Origin of the sequence: Priestia megaterium, from assembly GCF_041941685.1 — a bacterium.
Lineage (GTDB): Bacteria > Bacillota > Bacilli > Bacillales > Bacillaceae_H > Priestia > Priestia megaterium_C.
This window is the reverse complement of the sequence record NZ_CP130958.1, coordinates 808,444-833,649: the sequence shown is the minus strand read 5'-3', so window position 1 is coordinate 833,649 and position 25,206 is coordinate 808,444. Positions and strand designations below refer to the sequence as shown.

At 38.1% G+C, this 25,206-nt stretch carries 23 protein-coding genes and 2 riboswitches; of the genes, 5 read left to right on the top strand and 18 right to left on the bottom strand.

Translation table 11 applies throughout. The features are described 5' to 3' along the window. Positions 1-24: 24 nt before the first annotated feature. From Q5794_RS04415 to Q5794_RS04405, 3 genes are all read right to left on the bottom strand, one after another. Positions 25-588, bottom strand: a complete 564-nt coding sequence (locus tag Q5794_RS04415) for a biotin transporter BioY (RefSeq protein WP_057239327.1) — start codon at positions 586-588, stop codon at positions 25-27. A gap of 138 nt (positions 589-726) precedes the next feature. Further along, positions 727-2,163 (bottom strand): amino acid permease, encoded by a 1,437-nt coding sequence (locus Q5794_RS04410; RefSeq protein ID WP_214984868.1) that lies wholly within the window; start codon positions 2,161-2,163, stop codon positions 727-729. A gap of 316 nt (positions 2,164-2,479) precedes the next feature. Then, positions 2,480-3,673: a NupC/NupG family nucleoside CNT transporter gene (locus tag Q5794_RS04405; protein WP_374988728.1), complete on the bottom strand. Its 1,194-nt coding sequence runs from the start codon at positions 3,671-3,673 to the stop codon at positions 2,480-2,482. Positions 3,674-3,811: 138 nt separating this feature from the next. Then, positions 3,812-3,913, bottom strand: a riboswitch (purine riboswitch). Between the two features lie 387 nt (positions 3,914-4,300). On the opposite strand from Q5794_RS04405, the gene Q5794_RS04400 reads away from it, so the two are divergent. Continuing rightward, positions 4,301-5,170: a DUF4097 domain-containing protein gene (locus tag Q5794_RS04400; protein WP_214984866.1), complete on the top strand. Its 870-nt coding sequence runs from the start codon at positions 4,301-4,303 to the stop codon at positions 5,168-5,170. A gap of 26 nt (positions 5,171-5,196) precedes the next feature. Here the strand turns inward: Q5794_RS04400 and Q5794_RS04395 are convergent, their stop codons facing one another. The 3 genes from Q5794_RS04395 to folP all read right to left on the bottom strand — a co-directional run bounded on the left by Q5794_RS04395 (position 5,197) and on the right by folP (position 7,733). Further along, positions 5,197-5,391 (bottom strand): hypothetical protein, encoded by a 195-nt coding sequence (locus Q5794_RS04395; RefSeq protein WP_013055532.1) that lies wholly within the window; start codon positions 5,389-5,391, stop codon positions 5,197-5,199. A gap of 241 nt (positions 5,392-5,632) precedes the next feature. Then, complete coding sequence (locus tag Q5794_RS04390) at positions 5,633-6,766, bottom strand: zinc-dependent alcohol dehydrogenase (RefSeq protein WP_214984863.1); 1,134 nt, start codon at positions 6,764-6,766, stop codon at positions 5,633-5,635. A 118-nt stretch (positions 6,767-6,884) separates the two neighbouring features. Then, entirely contained in the window at positions 6,885-7,733 is an 849-nt protein-coding gene (folP, locus tag Q5794_RS04385) for a dihydropteroate synthase (protein WP_192996663.1), read from the bottom strand. Between the two features lie 354 nt (positions 7,734-8,087). Here folP and Q5794_RS04380 point away from each other — a divergent pair, with 354 nt between their 5' ends. Further along, positions 8,088-9,074: a S8 family peptidase gene (locus Q5794_RS04380; protein ID WP_374988727.1), complete on the top strand. Its 987-nt coding sequence runs from the start codon at positions 8,088-8,090 to the stop codon at positions 9,072-9,074. A gap of 69 nt (positions 9,075-9,143) precedes the next feature. Here the strand turns inward: Q5794_RS04380 and Q5794_RS04375 are convergent, their stop codons facing one another. The 5 genes from Q5794_RS04375 to Q5794_RS04355 are packed head-to-tail and all read right to left on the bottom strand — an operon-like array spanning position 9,144 to position 12,827. Continuing rightward, the gene (locus Q5794_RS04375) at positions 9,144-10,340 is read right to left on the bottom strand and encodes an ABC transporter permease (protein ID WP_016763129.1); all 1,197 of its coding nucleotides are present in this window, start codon (positions 10,338-10,340) and stop codon (positions 9,144-9,146) included. Next, positions 10,337-11,026, bottom strand: coding sequence for an ABC transporter ATP-binding protein (locus Q5794_RS04370; RefSeq protein WP_214984856.1), 690 nt, complete (start codon positions 11,024-11,026; stop codon positions 10,337-10,339). Before Q5794_RS04370 ends, Q5794_RS04375 begins: the two co-directional genes overlap by 4 nt. Further along, positions 11,023-11,748 (bottom strand): efflux RND transporter periplasmic adaptor subunit, encoded by a 726-nt coding sequence (locus Q5794_RS04365; protein ID WP_374988726.1) that lies wholly within the window; start codon positions 11,746-11,748, stop codon positions 11,023-11,025. Before Q5794_RS04365 ends, Q5794_RS04370 begins: the two co-directional genes overlap by 4 nt. Positions 11,749-11,798: 50 nt before the next feature. Then, on the bottom strand, positions 11,799-12,152 hold the full coding sequence (locus Q5794_RS04360; protein ID WP_374988725.1) for a hypothetical protein: 354 nt from the start codon (positions 12,150-12,152) through the stop codon (positions 11,799-11,801). Then, on the bottom strand, positions 12,153-12,827 hold the full coding sequence (locus Q5794_RS04355; RefSeq protein ID WP_214984853.1) for a Yip1 family protein: 675 nt from the start codon (positions 12,825-12,827) through the stop codon (positions 12,153-12,155). A 344-nt stretch (positions 12,828-13,171) separates the two neighbouring features. Between Q5794_RS04355 and Q5794_RS04350 the strand changes: the two genes are divergently transcribed. The 3 genes from Q5794_RS04350 (at position 13,172) to fetB (ending at position 16,066) form a co-directional block, all read left to right on the top strand. Next, positions 13,172-14,479, top strand: coding sequence for a homocysteine synthase (locus Q5794_RS04350; protein WP_374988724.1), 1,308 nt, complete (start codon positions 13,172-13,174; stop codon positions 14,477-14,479). A 97-nt stretch (positions 14,480-14,576) separates the two neighbouring features. Continuing rightward, positions 14,577-15,314, top strand: coding sequence for a phosphate ABC transporter ATP-binding protein (locus Q5794_RS04345; protein WP_214984849.1), 738 nt, complete (start codon positions 14,577-14,579; stop codon positions 15,312-15,314). Then, entirely contained in the window at positions 15,311-16,066 is a 756-nt protein-coding gene (gene fetB, locus Q5794_RS04340; protein ID WP_214984847.1) for an ABC transporter permease, read from the top strand. The genes Q5794_RS04345 and fetB overlap by 4 nt, the downstream gene beginning before the upstream one ends. 33 nt (positions 16,067-16,099) lie before the next feature. Here fetB and Q5794_RS04335 read toward each other — a convergent pair whose 3' ends face one another. The 7 genes from Q5794_RS04335 to Q5794_RS04305 all read right to left on the bottom strand — a co-directional run bounded on the left by Q5794_RS04335 (position 16,100) and on the right by Q5794_RS04305 (position 24,691). Further along, a complete protein-coding gene (locus Q5794_RS04335) occupies positions 16,100-17,107 on the bottom strand; it encodes an aromatic ring-hydroxylating dioxygenase subunit alpha (protein ID WP_214984844.1) in 1,008 nt (335 codons plus the stop codon). Between the two features lie 392 nt (positions 17,108-17,499). Then, a complete protein-coding gene (locus tag Q5794_RS04330; protein WP_214984842.1) occupies positions 17,500-17,943 on the bottom strand; it encodes a hypothetical protein in 444 nt (147 codons plus the stop codon). 216 nt (positions 17,944-18,159) lie between these two features. Beyond that, positions 18,160-20,928, bottom strand: a complete 2,769-nt coding sequence (gene ppc / locus Q5794_RS04325) for a phosphoenolpyruvate carboxylase (RefSeq protein ID WP_214984839.1) — start codon at positions 20,926-20,928, stop codon at positions 18,160-18,162. A gap of 462 nt (positions 20,929-21,390) precedes the next feature. After that, the gene (locus Q5794_RS04320) at positions 21,391-21,900 is read right to left on the bottom strand and encodes an acyl-CoA thioesterase (protein ID WP_013055518.1); all 510 of its coding nucleotides are present in this window, start codon (positions 21,898-21,900) and stop codon (positions 21,391-21,393) included. An 84-nt stretch (positions 21,901-21,984) separates the two neighbouring features. Then, positions 21,985-22,470 carry a DUF5105 domain-containing protein gene (locus tag Q5794_RS04315; protein ID WP_311592073.1) on the bottom strand — a complete coding sequence of 162 codons (486 nt, stop codon included), beginning with the start codon at positions 22,468-22,470 and terminating at the stop codon, positions 21,985-21,987. Between the two features lie 87 nt (positions 22,471-22,557). Continuing rightward, on the bottom strand, positions 22,558-22,926 hold the full coding sequence (locus Q5794_RS04310) for a DUF4352 domain-containing protein (RefSeq protein WP_251033923.1): 369 nt from the start codon (positions 22,924-22,926) through the stop codon (positions 22,558-22,560). Between the two features lie 169 nt (positions 22,927-23,095). Then, a complete protein-coding gene (locus tag Q5794_RS04305; protein ID WP_214984836.1) occupies positions 23,096-24,691 on the bottom strand; it encodes an APC family permease in 1,596 nt (531 codons plus the stop codon). Positions 24,692-24,747: 56 nt separating this feature from the next. Further along, positions 24,748-24,826: riboswitch (ZMP/ZTP riboswitch) on the bottom strand. Positions 24,827-25,206: the final 380 nt, after the last annotated feature.

Sequence of the window (25,206 nt, the reverse complement as noted above, 5' to 3'; positions counted from 1 at the left end):
CTCTCCTTTTTTTCTATGTCTTAGTTACCCCGCTTTAACCCGCTTTGATGACAAACGACTAAATTGAGGCTGCATTCGGTGAATCAGCACTGAACATAAAATGCACAATAAAAGATCTCCAGGCATTGGCAAAACAGCTCCAAAAAGAAGTGTATCACTCAGTGAAAGAGGCTTTTCAATTATCCATTTCATTGCTCCGTAAAGCCAGAAGCAGCCGACTGCGTACACAATAGCTAACGTAGATAAGTTAGCTAAAAAGATAGAAAAAGGTTTCTTTAAGTCATATTTTTGAATAAGGTAGCCGTTCATAAATGCCCCTGCAGCATAGCCAATTAAATAGCCAAACGTTGGTTTGAAGATATACCCTAAACCTCCTCCTTCTGCAAAAACCGGAGCACCGATTAACCCAATACCTATGTAGCATAGCTGACTATACAAACCTAAACGCGGACCTAACAGCGCACCGGCTAAATAAACAGGAACAATTTGAAGAGTAAACGGTATGTAGGGAATAGGAATTTTTATAAATGCACCAATCGCCGTTAAAGCTGCAAATAAGGAAACATACGCCATTGTTTTCGGTTTCATATTCACCCTCCTTTCTCTTTTCGCTGCTTTAATTTTGCAATAATTTCTTTTTATTTGTCAACTTAATTTTATTTTAAGTTTACAAATAAACAATAAAAAAAAGACGCAAAAAACTGGGCTTTTGCGTCTTTTTGATTTTTATAAAATTACTTTTTTGTCGTCTTTAAGCTGCACTTCTTGACGGCTGATAGATAAATCAACTTTCTTTTTTACACGTGCATGATAATAAGCATAAAACAGCAGCGCTAGTGGAATACCGACATACAGTGCCATTCGCTGTTCTGCATCAAATGCCATGCTTCCCAATACGATTGTATTTAATACTAATGCTATTAAAGGTAATACCGGGTAAAGAGGGACTTTAAATTTTAAATCCTCGATTTGCCCTCCTTGATTTATATATCTTTTTCTAAATGCAAGCAGTGATGCAGCAATCGTAATCCAGCCGATTTGTGCACCTAAACCCGCTGCAGAAATGAGCCATACAAATACTGTTTCTTGAGCAAAGAATCCTGAAAGTAAAGATAAAAGCGCAATGCCTAATGTTAAAAACAGGGCATTCATCGGCACACCGCGTTTATTTACTTTCATGAAAGCTGAACTTGCCATGTTATCTTTTGACAATGAATACAGCATACGCGTTGCTGCATAAAGACCTGAGTTAGCTACAGATAACAGCGCCGTTAGGATAACAAAGTTCATAATATCTGCTGCATATGGAATACCAATTTGGTCAAATACAACAACAAATGGACTCTCAACTACGCCTGCTTTTTCAAGCGGAATCATACCCGCTAAGACAGCTACAGCTAGTACAAAAAATACAAGCGTTCTCCATACCGTTTGTTTAATTGCTCTTGGTACAGTCTTGTCTGGGTTTTCACTTTCCCCAGCCGCTACACCAATAAGCTCCGTGCCTTGGAATGAAAAGTTAACTGTAATCATGGTAATCAACACGGCACTAATTCCGTGAGGAAACACGCCGTGAGCCGTATAATTAGAGAAAAGCGGTGCGCTGTCTCCATTACTTAATGGAAGAAAACCAAACATAGCAGCTCCACCAAGCACGATAAATAAAATAATAGCTAACACCTTAATGCTGGCAAACCAAAACTCCGCTTCACCAAACGCTTTAGCTGACAGTGCATTTAATGAGAATAATAAAAGCGCAAATATAGCACACCAGATCCATACAGGAGAATCAGGAAACCATCTTTGCATAAGCTGACCTGCTGATAAAAATTCTAATGCAACCGTTACAGCCCAGCCCAACCAATATAACCATCCAAAAGCGAAACCAACGCCAGGGCCAATAAATTTTGTTGTGTATGTCTGAAACGAACCGGAAACTGGCATTGCTACTGCAAGTTCCCCTAAGCAAAGCATTGTTAAGTACATAATGAAGCCACCTACGATAAACGAAAGGATAGCTCCAATCGCTCCTGCTTGGCTAATTGTGTATCCTGTTCCTAAAAAGAAACCTGTACCGATAACCCCGCCGAGCGAAATCATAAACAAATGTCTGCTTTTCATCGTCTTTTTTAATTCATTTGTTTGCTGTTGTCCTTCTATCATATTAACGACATTTCCTTTCAACCTATTTATTACGAGATATTACCTAGAAAAAAATTAATAAACCTTTGTTTTCTATGCATATTTACTTACATATTTATGCGGTGTTCTCAATTTAAATGAAACAGCCTTTTGTAATCTTAACATAATGCTCACTAGATTTAAAATGTTTTTCTGCAAAAGTAAAATGAATTTTTCTTGAATAGTGTGATTTTCTTTTACTGTTGATATTCATAACCGTTTTTCTGCAAATGAATAGATGATGCAACAAGAAAAAAGCTGTGCTTTCGAAGACGAAAGCACAGCTTTTTTTAACTTTTTACCAAACAAACAATCCAACAATCATAGCACTTAATAACGAAACAGCGATACCGCTCACAAGCAGTTTCCATACGTTTTTTCCAATAATCGTTGATTTACCTTCTGATAACGTAGAATTATACGTTCCATAAATCATACCCACCGTACTGAAGTTAGCAAAAGATGTTAAGAATGTTGTAGCAACTGCAATCGTATGCGGTGGAAGTGTATCTAGATTTTTCTTCAAATCCATCATCGCGACGAATTCATTTGTTGCTAGCTTGATACCCATCAGCTGAGCTACGTACATTGCATCATGCCCCGTTAGCCCTAGTAAGAATGCGAATGGACTAAAGATATAAGAGAAAATCTTTTGTACAGTCAAGCCGTCTACGATAACGCCTAAAATACCGTTAAGCGCAGATGTAAGAGCTACATATCCAATAACCATCGCTAAAATAACAATAACCATGTTCATTCCGACTAACATACTGTTTGAAATGGTAGAGAAAAAGTCTTTTTTCTCCGACTTTGGCGGTACGTAAATCATATCTTCTTCTTTTGTAACATGAACTGGATTCAATAAGCTCACTAAAATAAGCGCGTTTAAACAGTTCAGTGGAATTGCTGTAAACACGTACGTAGCGGGAACCATCGTTAAATAAGCACCGATAATAGATCCGCTAATACTGCTCATACTCATAATTCCAAACGTAAGCAAACGGTTGTCTTTTAACACAGAAAGTTGATTACGAATAACCGCTAATGCTTCCGTATTTCCTAAAAACATCATTTGAATAGCGAAAAAGCTTTCTAATTTAGGCAAACGAGAAACTTTCGAAATGACCCAGCCTACTTTATCAATAATCCACGTTAAAATACCAAAGTAAGATAAAATATCAAAAAATGTCACGACAAAGATGATAGGCAGTAATGCACTGAAGAAAAAGTCAACCGTTTCATTTCCCATTACGGATGGGAACGCAAAAGCAATTCCATCGTTAGCACAGGAAATTAGCCAAGTAAAGAACGAAGCAATTTTATTAATGATCCATGTTCCGATTGAAGTTCCTAACATAAACCAAGTAATGAGGACTTCAACGACCAACAGTGAAGCAATAGGACGCCACTTTATTTCTTTCTTTTTAGGAGAACATAAGAAGATGACACCCATTACTACAAAAACGCCTAATAAATTTAATAAAAAGTACATGCAAGCCACTCCCAGGTGTGTATTTGAAAACCAAAAAAAGCTCTTACTTTTCATAAATTCTGACAATAACAGAAAGTATGAAAAGTAAGAGCTTTGAAAGAAGGCTGTATCTATGATAATACGCCCTTCTTTTTGCTGCTTATATCCAAACTTTCTTGTAGTCTAGTTTTTTACGGTTACTAGGTAGAGACTATCAGACCATATTACTGATAATATACAAGATCGTAATCTTAGTTGTATTCAATTGATATGAACAAATTCTACCCTTTATTTTTTTAATAATCAACACTTTAAAAGTTTTTCGGAATAATAAAATTGGTATGAAAATTCTATTTATTTATCACTTCTTTTGAACTACTCATAGGAAAATCACACAAAAAAAGTGAATTTAATCGTTCTTTTAACTCAATTATTTTCCTATTTTTGAAGAAAAGAAATTGATTCTTTGATGAGTATGTTTAAATATCTACTTCGCTTTTCATTTAATTCCTCAAAAAAATGTTTCATTTTTACGACTTGAGACGTAGAAAAAAATAATCCTGCTGTTCGTTGAAATTAACCGCTTTTCATTTTACACTTTATGGTAGAAGAAAACAAATTTAATTTAGGTAGAAAGCGGGTTATAACGTGAAAAAAATATTGGCTTTTATTTTAGTGATAGGTGGTACGGCAGTCCTCTTTTCTACTGCGTTTGCACCTTCCTCTTGGTCGTTAAGTTCATTCAAGACGTCCAAGTCTGAAGCGGCGTTATCAAGTGATATTCAGCATATTCAAATTGACTCTCCAAGTATTAGTACAACTGTCGTGCCGCAAGATCGTCAAGATATTAAAACAAAAGTAGAAGGTAAAGGAAAAGTAGATGTAAAGCAAAATGGAGACACCCTAGTCGTCACTTATCAAAAAAGTCCTTTTCAATGGCTTTCTATTTTTTCAAACATAAAAGTAACAATCTACATTCCTACAGATTATCACCACAACCTTGCGCTTACGGTAGGTTCTGGGGACCTTCAAGTTGCTGCACAGCCTGAGCAAGCGCTTCAGCTGAAAGATGTTTCGATTAAAGTAGGTTCTGGAAATGCAAGTATTTCAAACTTGAGGAGCACTTCTCTTCGTACGGATGTCAATTCTGGAGATTTACAGCTGAGTAATGTTGAAAGCCAAACGGCTAAATTTGCTGTAGGCTCTGGGGAAATTAAAGGAACAAACTATAAAGGAAAACTTCAAGCGCGCATTGGATCTGGTGATCTCTATATGGATTTTAAAAAGCTAGAAGAGGCCGTTTCTGTAGATGTAGGATCTGGAGATGCCGTGCTGGTTCTTCCGAAAAGCGCTGGTTTTAAAGTGAATGGAAAAGTAAGCAGCGGTGATATAAACAATGACTTTAAGTTAAGCAATGCAACCGTAACAAAAAATGTATTAAAAGGAAAGCATGGAAATGGAAAATATCCTATTGATGTAGCTGTTTCAAGCGGAGAATTAACGTTAAAATCAAAATAAAACGAACACGGAAGTGTTCGTTTTATTTATGGTCTCACTGCAATATACCACGCTACTCCTACGATTGATCCTATGAATACGACTCCGTAAATAATAGATAAATTCACTATACTTTTCTTTTTAGATTTTCCGTAATCTTCATCTACTTTCTTTGCAGCACTGATTGTACCTGCAAGAGCAGCAACGCCGATAATAATGACAAGAAGCAATGCTAGTTTCATTCATTCTCTCCTCCATATTTCGGTGATTGAATAAGTCTGAATACCATGATGTTATTTATTTCATTTTAAGCAGCACGATTTAATCAGAATATGAAAGCATTATATCTTCTCTTTCTATCATAAAGCTAAATTATGTAAAATCAACCATCCAATCGTGCATTATTTTCCTCCCCCACTTTACATACATAAAAAATTCCCGAGCTTCACTGCTCAGGAATCTTCACCTAATAGAAATGGCCTTTTAAGGCTTTAAAATAACTTTAATGCAGTTATCTTGATGATCATTAAAGATTTTGTAGGCATCAGCTGCGTCTTCTAAAGCGACTTTATGAGTAATAATTTCTTTTGGATCGAATTCTCCTTTTACAATTTGATCATATAATTTCGGCATAATGGGAATGACAGGAGCTTGCCCCATTTTGAGAGTTACATTTCGAGCAAAAAAAGCTCCTAACGGAAAACTGTTATAGTTGCTTCCGTATACCCCGGTGATTTGGACGGTTCCACATTTACGAACGGCTTTTGTCGCAATTTGAATAGGTCCGAGCGTTCCACCTTGAAGTTTTAATTTTTGTTCAATGTATTCAAGAGGCGACTTTTTGCCATCCATACCTACACAGTCAATCACCACATCAGCTCCGCCTTTTGTGATTTCTTTTAAATGCTCCCCCATATCTGGGTATTGTGTAAAATCAAAGGTTTCTACGGCATTCATTTTCTTTGCATGCTGCATTCGGTATGGAACATGATCTATTGCAATAACCCGTTTGGCACCTTTCATCCAAGCAAACTTTTGAGCCATTAATCCCACTGGTCCGCAGCCGAGTACGATAACGGTATCTCCTTTTTTAACATCCGCATGCTCTACACTCCAATAAGCAGTTGGAAGCACATCTGATAAAAAAAGAAGCGATTCATCTTCTAATTCGCACGATTCCGGAATGACAAATGGTGTAAAATTTCCAAACGGTACTTTTAAATATTCAGCTTGACCTCCTGGATGATTTCCAAACTTTTCAGTATAACCGAAATAACCGCCAGAATCATAATGTGGATTAGAATTATCACATTGGCTCGTTAAATCATCCTTACAGTACGCACACTGTCCGCACGCTACGTTAAACGGAATAATAACGCGATCTCCTTTTTTTACTTTTGTAACATCCGGTCCTACTTCTTCCACAATTCCCATTGGTTCATGACCAATAATATAACCGTGAGGCAATGGCATGCTTCCTTGATATAAATGCAGATCAGAACCACATATAGCCGTTGACGTTATTTTAATGACAATGTCATCTTTCTTCTCTAACTTCGCATCTTCTACTTCTGCTACTTTTACCTGATTAGGCCCTTGATACGTTACCGCTCTCATTTTCACCCTCCATTTTTACAACCTTCATATTACTTAAATTTATCTAAAGGCATGTATTCTATCCGGAGAAATCAAGGAAAATAAAAAAGCAGCGCTTACGCGTCTGCTTAAATGATTATTAAAACTGAAATATATGTTTTCCTACCAGTACATCTGCCATCTTTACAAAGCGCTTGATTTCTAATACGTCATGAACTCGAACCATTTGAACACCTTGTGCAATCCCTGCGTATACAGTAGCTGCAGTTCCTTCCATTCTTTCCGTAGGAGGAGCACCGACTATTTGTCCAATAAATCCTTTACGAGAAGTAGCAAGCAGCACAGGATAGCCCATCTTTGTCAGCTGATCTAGATGCTGAATCGCTTCTACATTATGCGCAGCCGTTTTTCCAAAACCAACGCCTGGATCTAAAATAATTTGATCATCTCGAACCCCTGCAGCTTTTGCAATTGATATGCTTTCTTCCAAATCACTTATCATATCTGTAATCAGATTTGTATAATTGGGCTCATGGCGGTTATGCATTAAAATAATAGGAACATTATAGTCAGCTGCAACTTGAGCCATTTTGGGATCAGCCTTTGCGCCCCATATATCGTTAATAATATGTGCTCCTGCTTCTAGCGCATGCTTGGCCACTTCCGACTTGTATGTATCTACTGAAATCGGCACCTCTACGCGCTTAGCCACTTCAGAAATAACGGGCACAATCCGTTTAATCTCTTCTTCATCGCTAATTCTTGTATAACCAGGACGAGTTGATTCTCCTCCGATATCAATGATGTCTGCTCCTTGCTTCACCATTTCCTCAGCATGAGCAACTGCTTTATCTACATCGTAGTATTTTCCGCCATCTGAAAATGAATCCGGGTTTACGTTTAAAATCCCCATAATAAGCGTACGTTCCGCATAATTCAGTTCATACTTTCCGCATTTGATGACGGATTGAGACGTTAAAGTTGACACTACCCTCAGCCCCTTCGTAATTTGCAAATTGATGTATATTTATAAATATCATGTATTTTGAGAATGTCATACCGTTCGTAATTATATCAAAAGTCACCAGTCCTATGTGATTTTTCTTAGAGTTTCTTTCTTCTATAGTGTGAGATAAACATTAAAAGTGAATACACAGATAACATTAAAAATCTCTATCGGGCTTTTCTTCAGGGTCTTTTTTCCTCTTTTCACATCTTTTGTGAGTCTTTTTATTCAAAAAGAAAGGATTCGCATAAAAAGCGTTTAATTTATAGCAATAGTTGGGAATTTATAATTAAACAGCTTCCATTTTTTATGGAATTCATTTTAAGGAGGATGACTATGACTCAACAACCGTTACAAGTCAAATTAATTCCTTATACAATTGAGTCGATTATCGACTCAACAAATGAAACGCCTAAAGGAGTAAGCTTAATTCAAGCGCCTGCTATTTGGGAACAAAGCAATCAAGGAGAAGGCATTGTAATTGCAGTTATCGACACTGGTGTTGACACAAATCATCCTGACTTAAAAGATTGTATTATCGGAGGAAGAAACTTCACTTCGGATTATGACGGAGATTCTTCTGTATTTGAAGATAATAATGGGCACGGCACTCATGTGTCTGGTACCATTGCCGCTGCGCTCAATAATGAAGGGGTAGTAGGAGTGGCACCCAAAGCAAAAATTCTAAGCTTAAAAGTACTTACCGGTGAAGGATCGGGAAATTACGAATGGATTATTGACGCTATTAACTACGCCGTCGAATGGCGCGGTCCTAACAATGAACGAGCACGAGTTATTTCCATGTCACTCGGGGGACCACAAGACGTTCCAGAACTGCACGAAGCTGTACGAGATGCTGTGAATAAAGATGTTTCTGTCGTTGTTGCGGCTGGAAACGAAGGTGATGATCGCGAAGAAACACTTGAATATTCGTACCCAGGAAGTTACAACGAAGTTATTCAAGTAGGAGCTGTAGACAGCAACTTAAATCTTGCCCCTTTTACTAATGCAAATGAGGAAGTGGACTTAGTCGCACCGGGAGTTAACATTATCTCTACTTTTTTAGAAGGTAAATATGCGGCTCTTTCAGGAACTTCAATGGCAACTCCCCACGTCGCCGGAGCTTTAGCTCTATTAATTAACTTATGTGAGAAAGAATTTGGCCGTTCTTTAATCGAAGCCGAAATCTATGCTCAACTTGTAAGAAGAACCCTTCCTCTTGGATATCGGAAAAGCTCTGAAGGAAACGGATTTCTCATGCTCGATTTGGTAGAGAAAATACATGATATTATTAACGTAGCCCGTATCAACCCTAGTAAGTAATAAATAAGAAAAACGAAAAACCTTCTTGGTTCTCGTTAAATTGAAATAAAGACATGCGAACGCATGTCTTTATTCATATCTTAATGCTTCGATTGGATCTAGCTTCGCCGCTTTGTTTGCAGGAAGCATGCCGAATACAATACCAATCGTCATGGAGAATAACACTCCTCCAAGTACTACTTGCCACGAAATTAATGACGGCCAGCCAGCAAATAACGAAACAAGAGCTGCCCCGCCCGCGCCGAGGCCAATTCCAAGCAAACCACCAATTAACGTGAGGGTAATGGATTCAATCAAAAACTGAGTTAGAATTTGTCTTTTAGATGCGCCCAACGCTTTACGAATACCAATTTCTCTTGTACGTTCCGTTACAGAAACCAGCATAATGTTCATAACGCCAATCCCGCCAACAAGCAGGGAAATGCCTGCAATCGATCCAATAATCGTTGTCATAATTCGCGTTACATTTCCAATGCTATCTGCTATTTCTTCTAAGTTCTGCACTTGGTAAGCATCTTCCGCATCATGCAAATTATTTAACAAATCCGTTGCGTCATTGCCTACTTTTTTTAGTTGATCAGAGCTTTTTGCTTGAACACTAAGGTTTGTGTAATCAAGCTTACCGAAGCTTGATTTATACGTATTATTCGGAATATAAATGGTCGGTATTTCAAACGCTAAAAAGCCCGTTGCCTTTTTTGTCACACCAATAATTTTGATAGGCTGTCCTTGAACCCATACTACTTGCCCAAGGGCTTCTTTCTTATCAAATAGCTCTTTTTTCATATCGCTTGTTATAACACCTACTCGATTACCTGATAAAAAGTCAGAGCTGTCTAACATTCTTCCTTTTGAAACTTCCAGCTGATTAACTTCAATATACCCTTCGTTAATAGCATTAACAGTCGTATCAGATTCCTTGTCTCTATATCTTATTCCCATTCCCATTGAGCTAGAAGCCACCACATTCTTCACTCCGGGAATAGTCGAAAGAGCTTTAATATCGTCCTCTGTAAAGATGGGCTCACCCGTCATTGAAAGGTCATCAGCTTGCATCTCGTCTTCAGGAGGCTGATAGTATACATCAACTGTATTGCTTGCTCCTGTTATTTCCGACTTAATCATTTGTTCTCCGCCTTGACCAATGGCTACAACGATAATAACAGCCGCTACGCCAATGATAATACCAAGCATCGTCAAAATAGAGCGCATTTTATGAGCAAGAACCGAAGAGAGAGCCATGCGAATGTTTTCTATCAAACTCATAAGCTATCGTTCTCCTTATCGCTATGACTTAGCACTTTACCGTCACGAACGATAACTGTACGCGATGTGTATTCTGCCACTTCAGGTTCATGGGTAATGACTACAACCGTTGTGCCATCTGCATTAAGCTGAGAAAATTGTTCCATAATATCAGCACTTGTTTTTGTATCTAGAGCTCCTGTTGGTTCATCTGCTAAAATAAGCGTCGGATTGTTAACAATAGAACGAGCAATAGCAACGCGCTGCTTTTGCCCTCCTGATAGCTCGCTCTGTAAATGTTTCATCCGCTCACTCAACCCTACTTTTTCAAGCGCAGCTTCTGCTCTGGCTCGTCTTTCCTTACGCGTTACGCCGGCGTATACCATTGGAAGCTCTACGTTTTCTACCGCTGTTAAACGCGGCAACAGCTGAAATTGCTGAAAAACAAAACCGATATGAATATTTCTTACTTTTGCAAGCTGCTCATCACTATAAGTGGAGATTTCTTGTTCATTTAATAAATAGGATCCTGAAGACGCACGGTCTAAACATCCGATAATGTTCATTAGCGTTGATTTACCAGAGCCAGAAGGTCCCATAATCGCAACAAATTCACCGTCATAAATCTTCAAATTAATATCTTTTAAAATTGGCACTTCCTCTTTGCCAAGATGATAACTTTTATGAATATTCACAAGTTCAATCATTGAACAGTCACTTCCGCACCGTCAGTTAAGTTCTTTGTAAGATTTGTAATGACTTTGTCTTTAGAAGATACGCCGCTTTTGATTTCAATAAATTTATTTGTTGTTTCTCCAATCTTTACTTCCTTACGAACCGCCTTTTTATCTTTCACCACATATACATATTTTTCTCCGTCTTCATTTACAACTGCTTTTATCGGCAAAGATGAAGCTTTTTTACTGCTTGTTTCAATTTCAAGCAGCAGCTTAAATCCCGGCTTAATCATCGTGATATCCTGGTCATCTACTTTTACTTCAATTGGATATTGATTAGCCCCATCATTGCGCGCTTCTGCTGATGCCTGCTGCTGAGGTAGATAGTCAATTTGTTTAACGCTCCCTGCCCATTCTTTATCAGGCAGCACATCTGATGTGATTTTAACAGGTTGACCGGTTTTAATTTTTAATGCATCATACTCAGACAGCACACCAGTAGCTAAGTATTCATCGGTATTACCAATATGTATAAGTGGTTTTTGAACGTCACTTGTGTTATTAACCGCTTCTTTATCTACTTCTAGCACCGTCCCATTAATATCACTCGCTACATCTAAATTACGTTCTTTTTTAGCAATTGATTTGGCTTCTAGTTTGTTTCGTTCTAAATCAATTTTAGCCGTTTCTAAATCGAGATTGAGCTGCGTACGCTCCGTGTCGATTTGATCTCTCGCTTCTTGCTTACTCATTTCTTTTTCCAATTCTTTTTGTTTTTTATTTAAATTAGAAAGCTGTTTGCTTAATGAGTCAATTTGGAGCTGACTGGATTTTTTTCTAACTTGTTTTGTTCTTGCTCTAAATCAAGCGCATCGCTTTCGTACGTTACAAGAGAGGTTCCCTGCTGTATACGAGATCCTTCTGTTACATGAAAACGTTCAACCTCGCCTTTTTCAGCATCAAAATAGACATATTGCTCATCAGCAAGCTTTAACGTACCCGGAACCATAACTGTATTTCTTAACTTTTTTTCCTTTATATTTGCTACTTGAACATTGACTGCTTTCCCACTTACACTTTGTGCACGATATACGTTAATCCCAATAACCGCAACAATAACAACTGCTACAGCTGTAATAATTATTCCTTTTTTCATTTACAACCCTGCTCCTTTAAGCGCTTCTGAAGCAGCTCCTCCAACTCCTGAAATAGCCGCTCCTAAGATGAATAAAATAATCACTGTAATAATAGAAGCAGCTTTTGATACATTTGCCACTTTTTGCAGTCCTACTGCTGTCAGAGTGAGTCCCCAAATAGAAAAGATTTCAATGGAAGTAAATACTCCTCCCATAGCACCTTTAGCACCAACCATTCCATTTAACGAAGTGACATTAGCTGAAGTATGTGCTAGTGCAGCTACTCCCGTATTAATTAGCTGACCGATTGCTGTGATGAACGTAACAAACAAATTCAAACTAAACATTTGGCGGTAAGTTGTTTTTCCAGTCCCTAACTTTGCAATTAAAAACAGAATCAAACTTGTGAATGCCAGTGTAGCAACTACTGCAATAACTCCTCCAATCATACTAAATGTTGAATTCACTTCAATGCCAGCTTCTTTTTGCTGTTGCAGCGCTTCTTTTGCCTGAGGGGTATAGACGGCTAGAATCGTTGTTGCAGCTGTTAAGATGAGGATAAGTAAAAGAGGTCCCCAAATGACCGGGCTGCTTTTCATTTTCTCAAACTGTACAACCGGACTCGTAATAAAACCAAAAATAGAAGGCTTTCCTTTCTCTTGGACTTCCGAAGATACATTGACTTCTGTGCTCATAATCAAACTCCTTTTATTTTGTTTCGTTATTAGCTCTTAAGACCCATCTTTTACTATTTTTTAAAGTCTTCTAGCAAAATCGGCTCTCTCTAAGAAACTCTCAAACACCTAATATTCTAACATAATTATACAAATTAATTTACATTTTTCTTACATTTTATATTTTTTATGGTATTTTTAGAAATTAAAGAGATGTCTTAATGCTGAATGACAGTATTAATTTTATTTATATTTTCTAAATATTCTAATTATCATTTGACATCATTCAATAGAATTCGTATATTATGATTAAAGTTTATTATTCCTATGTTTTTTATAAGTTTTATATTTAAGGAGGAGTTTCAATGTCTGCTAAGAAACCATTTCGTCCTGAAACACAAGCCATCCATTCTGGGCAACAGCTTGACCCGGCTACTTTTTCGCGTGCGGTACCTATTTATCAAACAAGCTCATTTGGATTTAAAGATACGGAGCATGCTGCGTCTTTGTTTAATTTAAGTGAACAAGGCTATATCTACACTCGAATTGTAAACCCTACTACGGACGTTTTTGAACAGCGAATTGCTGAGTTAGAAGGCGGAGTAGGTGCTCTAGGAGTAGCTTCGGGTCAGTCAGCTACTACTTTTTCCATTTTGAATATCGCTTCCGCAGGAGATGAAATTGTATCAGCAAGCAGTTTATATGGGGGAACATATAACCTCTTTTCGTCTACGCTTCCTAAACTGGGCATTACCGTTAAATTTGTAAATGCCGATAATCCAGAAAATTTTAGAAGTGCAATCACTTCCAAAACAAAGGCAATTTATGCTGAATCCGTTGGAAACCCGCAGGGAAATGTGCTAGACATCGAGGCAGTTGCAGACATTGCCCATGAGCATGGAATTCCTCTTATTATTGATAATACGGTTCCAAGCCCTTACCTTCTTCGTCCCATCGATTTCGGAGCAGATGTTGTCGTTCATTCTGCTACTAAGTTTCTTGGAGGACATGGAACAGCAATTGGGGGCGTTATCGTAGACAGTGGAAAATTTGATTGGGAAGCGAGCGGGAAATTTCCAGACTTAACAACTCCAGATCAAAGTTATCAGGGCCTCGTATACACAGAAGCTGCCGGTGAAGCTGCTTATATTACAAAAGCGCGCGTTCAGCTTTTACGAGATATTGGAGCTGCTTTATCACCTTTTAATTCCTTTTTACTCCTTCAAGGGGTAGAAACACTCCATCTGCGATTAGAGCGTCATAGCGAAAACGCATTAAAGGTGGCAAAATTTTTAGAGCAGCATGAATTAGTAGAATGGGTGCATTATGCGGGGCTTCCTTCTCACCCTTCCTATTCATTGGCACAAAAATACTTGCCTAAAGGGCAAGGAGCAATTTTAACCTTTGGTGTAAGGGGAGGAAAAAACGCTGCGGCTAAGTTAATTGATTCGGTTCAGTTATTTTCTCATTTAGCCAATATCGGCGACTCTAAATCACTCATTATTCACCCGGCAAGCACCACTCATCAACAGCTATCTGAAGACGAACAAAAAGCTTCAGGTGTGACGCCAGAACTCATTCGTCTATCGGTTGGAACAGAAGCAATCGAGGACCTTCTTGAAGATTTAGATTATGCCTTAAAAGCCAGCCAAAAAGTGAATACAACTGTTTAAAAGCTGTGATTTTTCACAGCTTTTTTTATATCACCCAATACCTTTTTATACTTTCGCTTATGCTACAATAAACAAAAAGAATGAAAAAGGAGTTACTATGAACACGTTCAATTCAATACCTGCTATCACATTTACAGACGTTCATAAAACATTTAAGGATAAAGAACATAGTGTTCTAAAAGGCATATCGGGTACAGTGATGCAAGGCTCGCTCGTCATGATGGTAGGACCATCAGGATCCGGAAAAAGCACCCTTCTTTCCATGTGCAATTTACTTTCTGCACCTGATGAAGGAAGTATTGAAGTATATGGAAAAGACATTAGCAAATGGAATATTTCTGATTTACGAAAAAAAGTGGGCATTGCTTTTCAATCAGCCCCTGTTATTGATGGAACAGTGCGAGATAATATGATGCTTGTTCAAAAACTGCATGGCAAACAGGATATTATGCCTGAAGAACTCTGCGCATTAACCGGTCTTTCCCCTGACTTGTTAGAGCAGGATGCAAGAGATTTATCCGGTGGTCAAAGACAAAGGTTATCATTAGCCCGCACGCTGTCGAACGAATCTGACCTTTTACTTTTAGACGAAATCACTTCCGCTTTGGATGCCACTTCTGCTCATGAAATTGAACAGCTTATTTCTCATTTACATAAAGAGCAGAAGAAAACGATTATTTGGGTTACCCATAATTTAGATCAAGCCAAACGTTTAGGAGAGGAAGTCTGGCTTTTAATGAACGGAGTGATTGTAGAAAAAGCGAAGACCGAGACTTTTTTTAATGCTCCTGTAAAAGATGAAACAAAACAATTTATTGAAGGAGCCTTTCTATGAGTTCACTTTCACTGATTTTTACCATTGTTTTTGTTTTTATTGCTCTTTTTTTATCAAAATCGTTTCGTATAGGACTCGAAAAAGATATTATCATTGCCAGTATTCGAGCAGCCGTTCAGCTGTTGGTGATAGGATATGTTTTATCTTTTATTTTTGACGCGAATCATCCTGCTTTTATGATTCTCATTTTATTCCTTATGCTGACGGTCGCTTCCCAAAATGTTGTAAAGAAAAAAAAGCAGGGATTTAAAGCTTTCTTTCGTGTATTTGTCACTCTTTTTATTGTAGAAACCCTGACCCAAAGTGTTATGCTTGGCCTACATATTATCCCTGCTACTCCGCGATATATCATTCCTGTCAGCGGTATGATTATTGGAAATTCGATGATTTTGGCCAATTTATTTTTAAATCGGTTAGATGCTGAAGTAAATAGAAGACGAGACGAAATTCAATTGATTCTGGCGCTTGGCGGCACTCCTAAACAAGCTATTCATAGTATTTTAAATGCCGCAATCAAAGCTAGCATGATTCCTACTGTAGAAAGTCAAAAAACAATTGGACTCGTTCAGCTTCCGGGTATGATGACAGGCCAGATTATTGGAGGGGCAGATCCGATACAAGCTGTCAAATTCCAGTTGCTTATCGTTTTTACTATTCTAGCTTCTGCTACGCTTTCCTGCGTCATTTTAAGCCGATTAACATACCCTACCCTTTTTAATAGCTATCAGCAGCTTATCCGTGAGCATACATAAAAAAAGAAGAAAGGAGTCTCCTTTCTTCTTTTTTTATTGAGCAGCTTTTTTTAATCTTGATCCTATGTCACTTCCAAAGGTTACTCCTAAATCGCCGAGCCATCTTCTATAAGCAATACTCAGTCGGTCCGGGTTCAAATGAAGCTCTGCTTGTAAGTCAAGCGGCAGCTCTTCTGGTTTTTGACTTTCCACAATACTGGTATCTTGTTCAATAATAAGCTGCTGAAAATCGCGAAAATATTGATCAGGTGCATCAAACGAATAGTTTCTAGAAACCAGCGCAAACACGGTGGACTTTCTTTCCTCTTCAGGTAAAACCGCAAACAGCATTGAAAAGATTTCACCCGTTTCGTAGTTCACTTTTTTCAACCTTGCGACGGTAGGACGAAGAATTTCAAAGGTATAATAAATAGTCGCAAAGTTACCCGTACCATCTGCATCTGCGTACACAGCGATTTCATCAGAAACGTATCGGTTATCTTTCCAATGCACCTTATAATCAGGAATTTCGGCGTAGTCAGAGTGTCCAAGGCTTCCTTCGTGGACAAAAGCCAAATGGCTTACATCTAGAAAGTTTTCTACGACACGAGGAGCTGCTGCCTGTAGAATATGAGGGTTGGCGCAAACCGTTTTGAATCCGGAGTTAAGATGTTCGTCATACAGGGGAAGAGGAGTATCACCTGCCTCGCTGTTCATCTTCACCCATATAATCCCGTACTTTTCAACGCAGTCATACACCTGTGCTTTTGCTTTTGAAGGAATAGCTCTTCCCGGCGGCTGTTGAGGAATTTTCACACAAGCCCCGGCATCATCGTATTTCCATCCGTGATAAGGGCATACAATGCAATCATCTACCACTTTTCCAAGAGATAACGCTGCACCGCGATGGATGCACAAATCTTTAAATGCTTTAATGGCATTAGATGTGCGAAAAAGCACAACTCGCTCTTCTAAAATCGTTACTTGCAAGGGCTGATCCGTTAAATCATGTGAATAAGCTGCAGGCAGCCATTCCTTAGCTAGTACTAAATCTTTAATCATCTGCATCGCCTCCGTACGATAAGTAAATTTATTTCTTGTTTATAAAAAAAACCGCAGAAATAGAAGGGGTGCTTCTAATTCCGCAGCTTTTTCGTTCCGTAAAACAGACTATAAGCGCGCGAAGATTCTACATGATTGCAGATAGAGCGACCTTAGCACTTCATCTACAATGACAATACGTATTCATCGCTATTTTTTTAATCTTAAAACCTAACCCTTATATATTGAATAAAGAGCGGCCAGCCGCTAAAAGCTTTTCTGTCCACTGATTTCTCTTATTTTTACTTTATCAATTTCCCACTGAAAAATCCCTTGCTTTGTAAGCATCTCTAACATAATTTTTTCAGTTAAACGAATAAAAGCTGCGGTTTTAAAAACCGCAGCTTGCTTTATTATGAGCTCATATAACTGGCCGTATATTTTTTCGTCTGTTTTTGTATTTCTTGATTTAAATGTTTGAAAAATGAGAGTGTTTCTTCATAATCGGTCGCTTTTTCATGAAACTTCAATGTAAGATTTTCTTCAAACAACGTTTCTCCTTGATGACCGACCGCTTTCAGCTGAACATCTGTAACAATACCTTGCGAAATCGAACATAATAAATAATTAAAGCAATGAACCGGAACGATATGCATCAGATGAAAATCGTCGATAGTTCTATCACTTTTTGTTTTCTTAAATTCCACAGTGAGTTCTTCTGGATGAATAAACACATTTATATGCTGTTTGGACAAACAAGTAGGAGTCATTTTTTGTGTATACTCACAAAATTCCAGTCCAATAAATATAGAATTCTCGGAGTCAGCTTCAATGAAGATTTGCGAATTTTTTACCATTATCCTCGTCCTCCATATTCAATCTAGTTACCCCACCACTCGCATTTTTTTATATAATATTACCATTTCCTCTCTATTTTATCATTGATTTTTCTCAGTGCCTATTTAACAGACGGAAGTTCTCTTTAAAGAGAGGGAACTGACAGGCAGTTCTTTATGTGAGAAAAATAAACAAAAGACACCTCTTTTGTTTTCTTGAGGTGTCTTTTGGTATCATCAGCCTGTGTTACGCAACCCTGCTGCAATGCCGTTAATCGTTAATAACGCTTCTTTTAAAAGTTCTTCATTTAACGTTTCAGCCTCATCTTCACGCAGCTTGGAAATGACCTTAACTTGTAAGAAGGTTAGAGGGTCCACATACGGATTTCGTAATTTAATAGATTCTTTAATCGTAGGAAGATGATCCATTAATTCTTTTTGACCCGTGATTCGAAGAATCATTTCTTTCGTAACATTATACTCTTTTTTAATAGCGGTAAAAATTCGCTCTGAAATAACCGGGTCTTGTACCATCTCCGTATATTCTTTTGCTGCCATTAAATCTGCTTTTGTTAAGGCCATTTGCAGATTATCGACGGTCGAGCGGAAGAATGGCCATTCCTTATACATTTGCTGAAGAAGCTGTATATCTCCGGATTTCTCTACTAAATGCTGTAAGCCTGTACCTGCAGCGTACCAGGCTGGAAGCAGCTGTCTGCTTTGCGTCCATGCAAATACCCACGGAATTGCTCGCAAGTCTTCAAAGCGATCACTTCCTTTTCGACTCATTGGACGTGACCCAATATTTAAAGCCCCCAGCTCAGGAAGAGGTGTAGCTTGTTTAAAGTACGTTAAAAAGTCTGGATCTTTGAAAACAAGCTCTTGATACTTACGTAAAGAAGCAATTGAAATCTCGTCCATTGTTTCTTCCCATTCATGTGTACGAATATCACATTGTTCAGCTTCTTGAGAAACATTTGCTGCCGCTGTAAGAAGAGCTGAGACCGCTTGTTCAAGGCTTCGGTAAGCAATGTCATATAAAGAGTATCTAGAAGAAAGAACTTCTCCTTGCTCTGTAATTTTGACGCCGTCTCCTAGCGTCTCAACAGGCTGAGATAAAATGCTTCGGTTTAACGGCCCACCTCCTCGGCCTAGTGAGCCGCCTCGGCCATGGAAAAACTTCAGACGAACTTGATACTTCCTCGCCATATCGTGAATTTCCTGCTGCGCTTTATAGAGCTTCCAATTAGCAGTAAGCGTTCCTCCGTCTTTACTTCCATCTGAGTAGCCAAGCATAATTTCCTGCAAATCCTGCTGTTTCCTTAGGTGCTCTCGATAAAAATCTAATTGAAATAGCTGTTCCATGATTTTAGGACCTGCTGTGAGATCATCAATCGTTTCAAGCAGCGGAGCTATATTTAACTTACTTTCAATGCGGCCATCTGCATGAAGGCGGTAAATACCCGCTTCTTTGGCGAGTACCATGACTTCTAACAAATCACTTGCAGACTGCGTCATACTGATTAAGTAGACTTCAATAGATCTTTCTCCAAATTCTTTATGTGCTCGATGTATCATATTAAATACTTCAATTACTTGCTGCGTTTCTTTAGAGTAATTCTCTACAAATGATATCACAGGTCTTGGGTCTTGAAGAACCTTCCCTAGCAGCTCAACTTTTTTCTCTTCTGTTAACGCTGAATAATCTTCAGCTAAAGAAACAGCATGGAAAATTTCTTTGATTGCCGCTTCATGTTCCCCGCTGTGATTACGGATATCAAGCGTTGCTAAATGAAAACCAAACAGCTCAACTTGGCGAATTAATTTACATAAGCTTTTTAACTGATAATCCTGAGGCTGGTGCTTTTGCAAGCTATCTTTGATTAGAAATAAATCATCTAGAAGTTCTTCCGACCTTTGATAGCCTGCTTCCGATTCTCCAACTAAATTTAATTTATGAAGCATAATCGTAAGCTTGCAGCGATATACTTCGTGTTTGATTCTCCATCGCTTTTTCTCAGGCAGCAACGATATTTCTTGATTAATAGAATCAAGAAGATTATCTGAAACTGCGACTCTTTTTGTAGACTGACTTAACCTTTGTCTCAATTGAGTAAGCGACTCTTTATATTTACGAATAGCTAACTTCCTTTGTTTGACAAGCGTTTGCCACGTTACTTTAGGAGTTACGTTTGGATTTCCATCTCGGTCTCCGCCAATCCATGAACCAAATCGAAGAATATTAGGCACCTTCCAATTTTCTTCAGGGTAATTCTCCTGCAATGAATTTTCTAACTCCTGATGAAGTTGAGGAAGCACTTCAAATAACGTTTCATCAAAATAATATAATCCATTGGATACTTCATCCATCACGGTCGGCTTGCGATCTCGCAGTTCATTTGTTTGCCATAAAATTAATACTTCGCTAAACAGTCTTTCTTCAATTTCCGTACGTTCACGTTTTGTTAACGTTGGATTATCCAAGTTTTTCAGAAGCTCAGCCATTCGTTTATGAATATCAAGGACACTTCGTCTAGTGGCTTCTGTTGGATGAGCAGTGATGATGAGCTCTAGAGATAGAGTTTGAAGCAAGTTAGCAATTACGTCTGGCGCCACGCCATTATTTTTAAGCGAAACAACGGCACTTTCCAATGAGCCCGGCTGCATAATAGAATCTTCTTGCTGCTGATATTCGCGTCTGCGACGAATTCGATGATTTTGCTCTGCAATATTAACTAAATGAAAATAAACTGCAAACGCCCGAATAACCTGCTCGCGCATCGGCTGTTCAAGAGTAACGATTTCATTTTTTATTTCTTTATAGATAACTTCATCTTTGTTTTCTCTAAGTGATTTTGCTACTTCGCGTATTTTTTCTACTTTGCTAAGCAGTTCTTCTCCACCTTGGTGAACCAGAACTTTTCCTAACAATTGACCGAGAAACTTTACATCACGGCGCAGGGCAGTGCTGCTGTTTTGTCTTTCTGCTGCTTCTACTGTTACCATTAGACACGACACCTTTCTTCATAAATGTTGTACTTTTTAAACTTTTTAGAAAATTATATTAAATCCATATTACCATGAACGAAAATAAATTTCATATAATTTTATTTCCTCCTCTCGTTCAGGAGAGGAGATTAATCAAATATAAAAAAGAGGTTAAGACATAACTAAATGAATCCAATCTAAAGACGAACAAATGGGATACATAAGCTGAACCGCTTGTGACACCGCAGTTGATTTCTGTGCAAGACTTTGCTTTCCGCAGGTGGCTGCTGAGCCTCCTCGTCGCTTCCGCTTTTCCCCCGGGAGTCTTCGTCTTGCCCTCCAATCAACTGCTAGAAAGAACGAAACAGACGAAACCTACGTTTGCCATAACAAAAAAAACGAACCACTAATCAAACATTTTGATCACTGGTTCGTTTTTCATTTGAGCTAAAATACTTTTGTCTCGGCCTCTCTTTTATGCTACCAAGGTTGTCCTAAATCCAATACCGAGGCTAGTTCATTGCTTTTTTTACGCACTTGTTTACGCGTGGCAGCGCGATCTGCCCCCGTTTGAAACAGGTATTTTTCTTCTTCTGTTTCTGGAATAAGCTCCGGTACTGCACGGGGCTTTCCATCATCATCCATTGCCACAAAAGTTAAAAATGATGTGGCTGCAATTTGACGCTCCCCGGTTTTTAAATTTTCTTTAATCACTTTCACAAACACTTCCATAGATGAACGACCTGTCCATGATACGTATGACTCCAAACATACAGAATCCTGAGGCGTAATAGGGTGCAGAAAATGAATAGAGTCTGCTGAAGCTGTCACACACTCAGTACGACTGTGACGATAAGCTGAAATAGACGCAATCATATCAATATCACTCATTAACTTTCCGCCAAATAACGTATTGTGATTATTAATATCATTAGGAAAAATGCGGCTCGTTCGAACGGCCTTTGTATCTTTACAATAATTTGCTTTCATTAGTAAGAACCTCCATTGATGCCTATCATAATAAGAATAAAAGAATGAATGAACCTATACTAGCATATTTTGATAAATTTAGCTTTACAAAAAACTCGTTGATTTATTTACAATATCTTTGAATTTAGAAGCCGCAAACTCTTCAGAGTGTTCTGTATCGTAATCTTTCGTTTCATCTGTATACGCTCGCTTAAGCTGCGATACGTACGAATATAAGTCTGATAAATTAAGAGTAGTGTACTCCACTTCTACTACGGCTTTATTATTTGCATTCGCAATCACATTTGTTTTCACACTTGCTTTTTCTTTTAAAACATCTTTATACATGTTAAAAAAATCTTTTTTTGCTTTGTCGGTTAAACTGTTAGAAAACGCACCTTTTAATTCCTCATTAAACGCTTTTTTCTGTTCTTCTATGACAGCTGTTTTGTCTGCTGTTACATATTTATCATAGTCTACGTTTTCTTTGTTTAAGTAAAGGACTTCTGTATAAGCTTGCAGAGCTTTTTCTGGGTCTTGCAGCTTATTATAGCTTTTCGCGTATTTTTTCGTATCCAGTGTTAATGTCACTTCGTCAATTTCTTCATCATAATCAGATGATTTTGGCTGAAGCCCAATTTTGTACTTTTTATCTTTTTTGACTTCAAAGACAAACGTTTAATTTTTTTGCTTTCCAGCGCCAATCTTGTCAGATGCACTGCTTTCTAGTCCAAGCTCACGACTGTTCACTCCCGTTTTTGGAGACAGCTGTTCATCTCCTTCGTATAAATACACACCGTCATAATCCGATAAAGATATACTGTTTTTGGATACATTTTTCACTTTTAAATCAACTTTTAACAGCCCTTTTTCTTCACTTGTAGCTCCTTCATCACTATCTACTAAAATATAAGATGCGCTGTCAATGGATGCTTCAATCGCCTTATTTTTAGCCGAAGTGGATCCTCCCGTTTCCTTAGAACTGCTGCAAGCCGCTAATACTAGCATAAGTACAAAAGCCAAAGCCAAAACATTCATTTTTTTCACAGCTGCCTAATCTCCTTTATTTTGTTTTTTTAGAACTTTATCCCAAATAAAGGTTCCCGCTGTATAAACACTTAATAAAATCTATATTTTTTACAATATTTTGATAAAAACTAAGTCTAAATTCTCCGTTCACCTAAATAAAAAAACACGAGCACGGGCTCGTGTTTTTTTATTTAGATTTAAAATTTTCTTGATTGATTTGTTCAGCTTCTTTCATATATCGGTTAGATTTGCCACTTTTAATTCCCCAGTAATAAAAAGCTAATGATACGCAAGCAATCACTAGCATATCCCATCCGAAAGGCAAAATATTTTTGCCTCCGAATTTTTCGCTTCCTATGTAGGAAATAAAAATCATGCACGCTAAATAGATAAGCATCCAAGCCCCGGTTAAAAACTCTTTTTTAAAGCCCACCCATTTATTTTTCGCTTGGTAATAAAAATAAACAGGCAAGCCAATTGCCATAATAAAGATCACTTCACCTGTAAGTGGCCACCTTGCCCAGTAAAGCGTCAAGGAAGCAAAAACGAAGCCGCATGGTGCAATAACTGATGCCCCTTTTAAATAAAATGGACGGTAAAAGTGTGAAGCCGTTTTTCTTAATGTTATAAGTGCTACAGGACCCATAATATAAGAGATAAGCGTCGCTACTGAGATCACTTCTGCTAAGACACCCCATCCTCTAAATAAAAAGAGAAACAAGAAGCAAGCTGCTAAATTTAGCCACATGGCTGGGCGCGGGACATTGTAAAGTGGATGAAGAGTACCAAATATCTTTGGCAAGTATCCATTTTGCTGCATCCCGTATAACATTCTAGAAGTAGTTGCCGTATATGTAGCACCTGTGCCGGAAGGAGAAACAAATGCGTCTGCGTATAACACAATTGTTAGCCAGTTAATTCCAAGCGCAATCGCTAAATCAGCAAAAGGAGAATTAAAATTCAAATGATTCCATCCATCAGCAATTGATGACGGACTTACTGCTCCGATAAAGACAATTTGCAATATAATGTATACAATTCCTGCAATAAAAATTGAACCAATTACAGCTATCGGAATCGATTTATTAGGTGATTTTGCTTCTCCTGCCATATTTACAGGACTTTGAAACCCATTAAATGCAAACACAATACCTGATGTTGCCACTGCCGTTAAAACACTGGCCCATCCGTAAGGTGCTACCCCATGCTCACTTGAAAAGTTTCCACTATGAAAACCAGCAAAAAATAAAGCTCCTGCCGTTAAACCAGGAATTATTAATTTAATAATCGTAATAAATGAGTTTGCTTTAGCAAAGAGATTTACCGTCCAATAGTTCACAAAAAAGTAAACGAATAATAACAAAGACGCAACTGCCAACCCCTTGGACGTTAAAATGCCATTGTCTACTAATTCATGAGTCCAGCGAGCCCATTTCCACGGCCAAGTACTCATATATTGCACAGATGCAATAGCCTCCACTGTTATCGTTGAAGCGATTGAAATCCAGTTAGCCCAAGCAGCCAAAAAACCAATAAATGATCCGTGTGAATACTGAGGATATTTGACCATCCCCCCTGCTTGTGGAAACATCGCGCCCAGTTCAGCATATGATAGAGCAATGGTCAAAATAACCACCATTCCAATAACCCATGAAAAAATAGCCGCGGGTCCCGCAATTTGAGCTGCTTTCCATGCTCCAAACAACCATCCCGAACCGATAATCGAACCTATGCCTGTCATGGTCAAAGCAAATGTTCCCATCTTCCTTTGCATATTGCTCATCCAAATCTACTCCTCTTCCCTAGGAAAATAAAAAAAACACTTGCGAAATTTTCTCAAGTGTTTGCCCAGGCGCGCGGCTTATACGCTATATGCTCCCCCATGGTCATCCATGTTGCGCCAGTCACATATAGGAATATATTTTTTATCAGTATATAACATTCATTACTATTACTCAATACACAAAAATGTTTACATTACTTTTCTAAAAATAATAAATTATTCGTAAAATTCCGAATTTTTCTTCTGAAAATCTCTTTTTAATCATAAAAATAACTAAAATCCTAACTTCTTCTATTATTTGATTCTTTTACTCCACGAGCAGATTACCTTCTAAAAATTATATTAATATACATTATTCATTTACAAAGTAAGAATTAACAGCTATATATCCATAGAATTCTTGCACTAGACCCTTTACTTATATACAATATGAAGAAAAGATACTAAAGTGAACTGCCCACCACTTAGCTACGCTTGAAGTGGGAGACTTCTTTTAGGAAAACGTTAAAACCTAC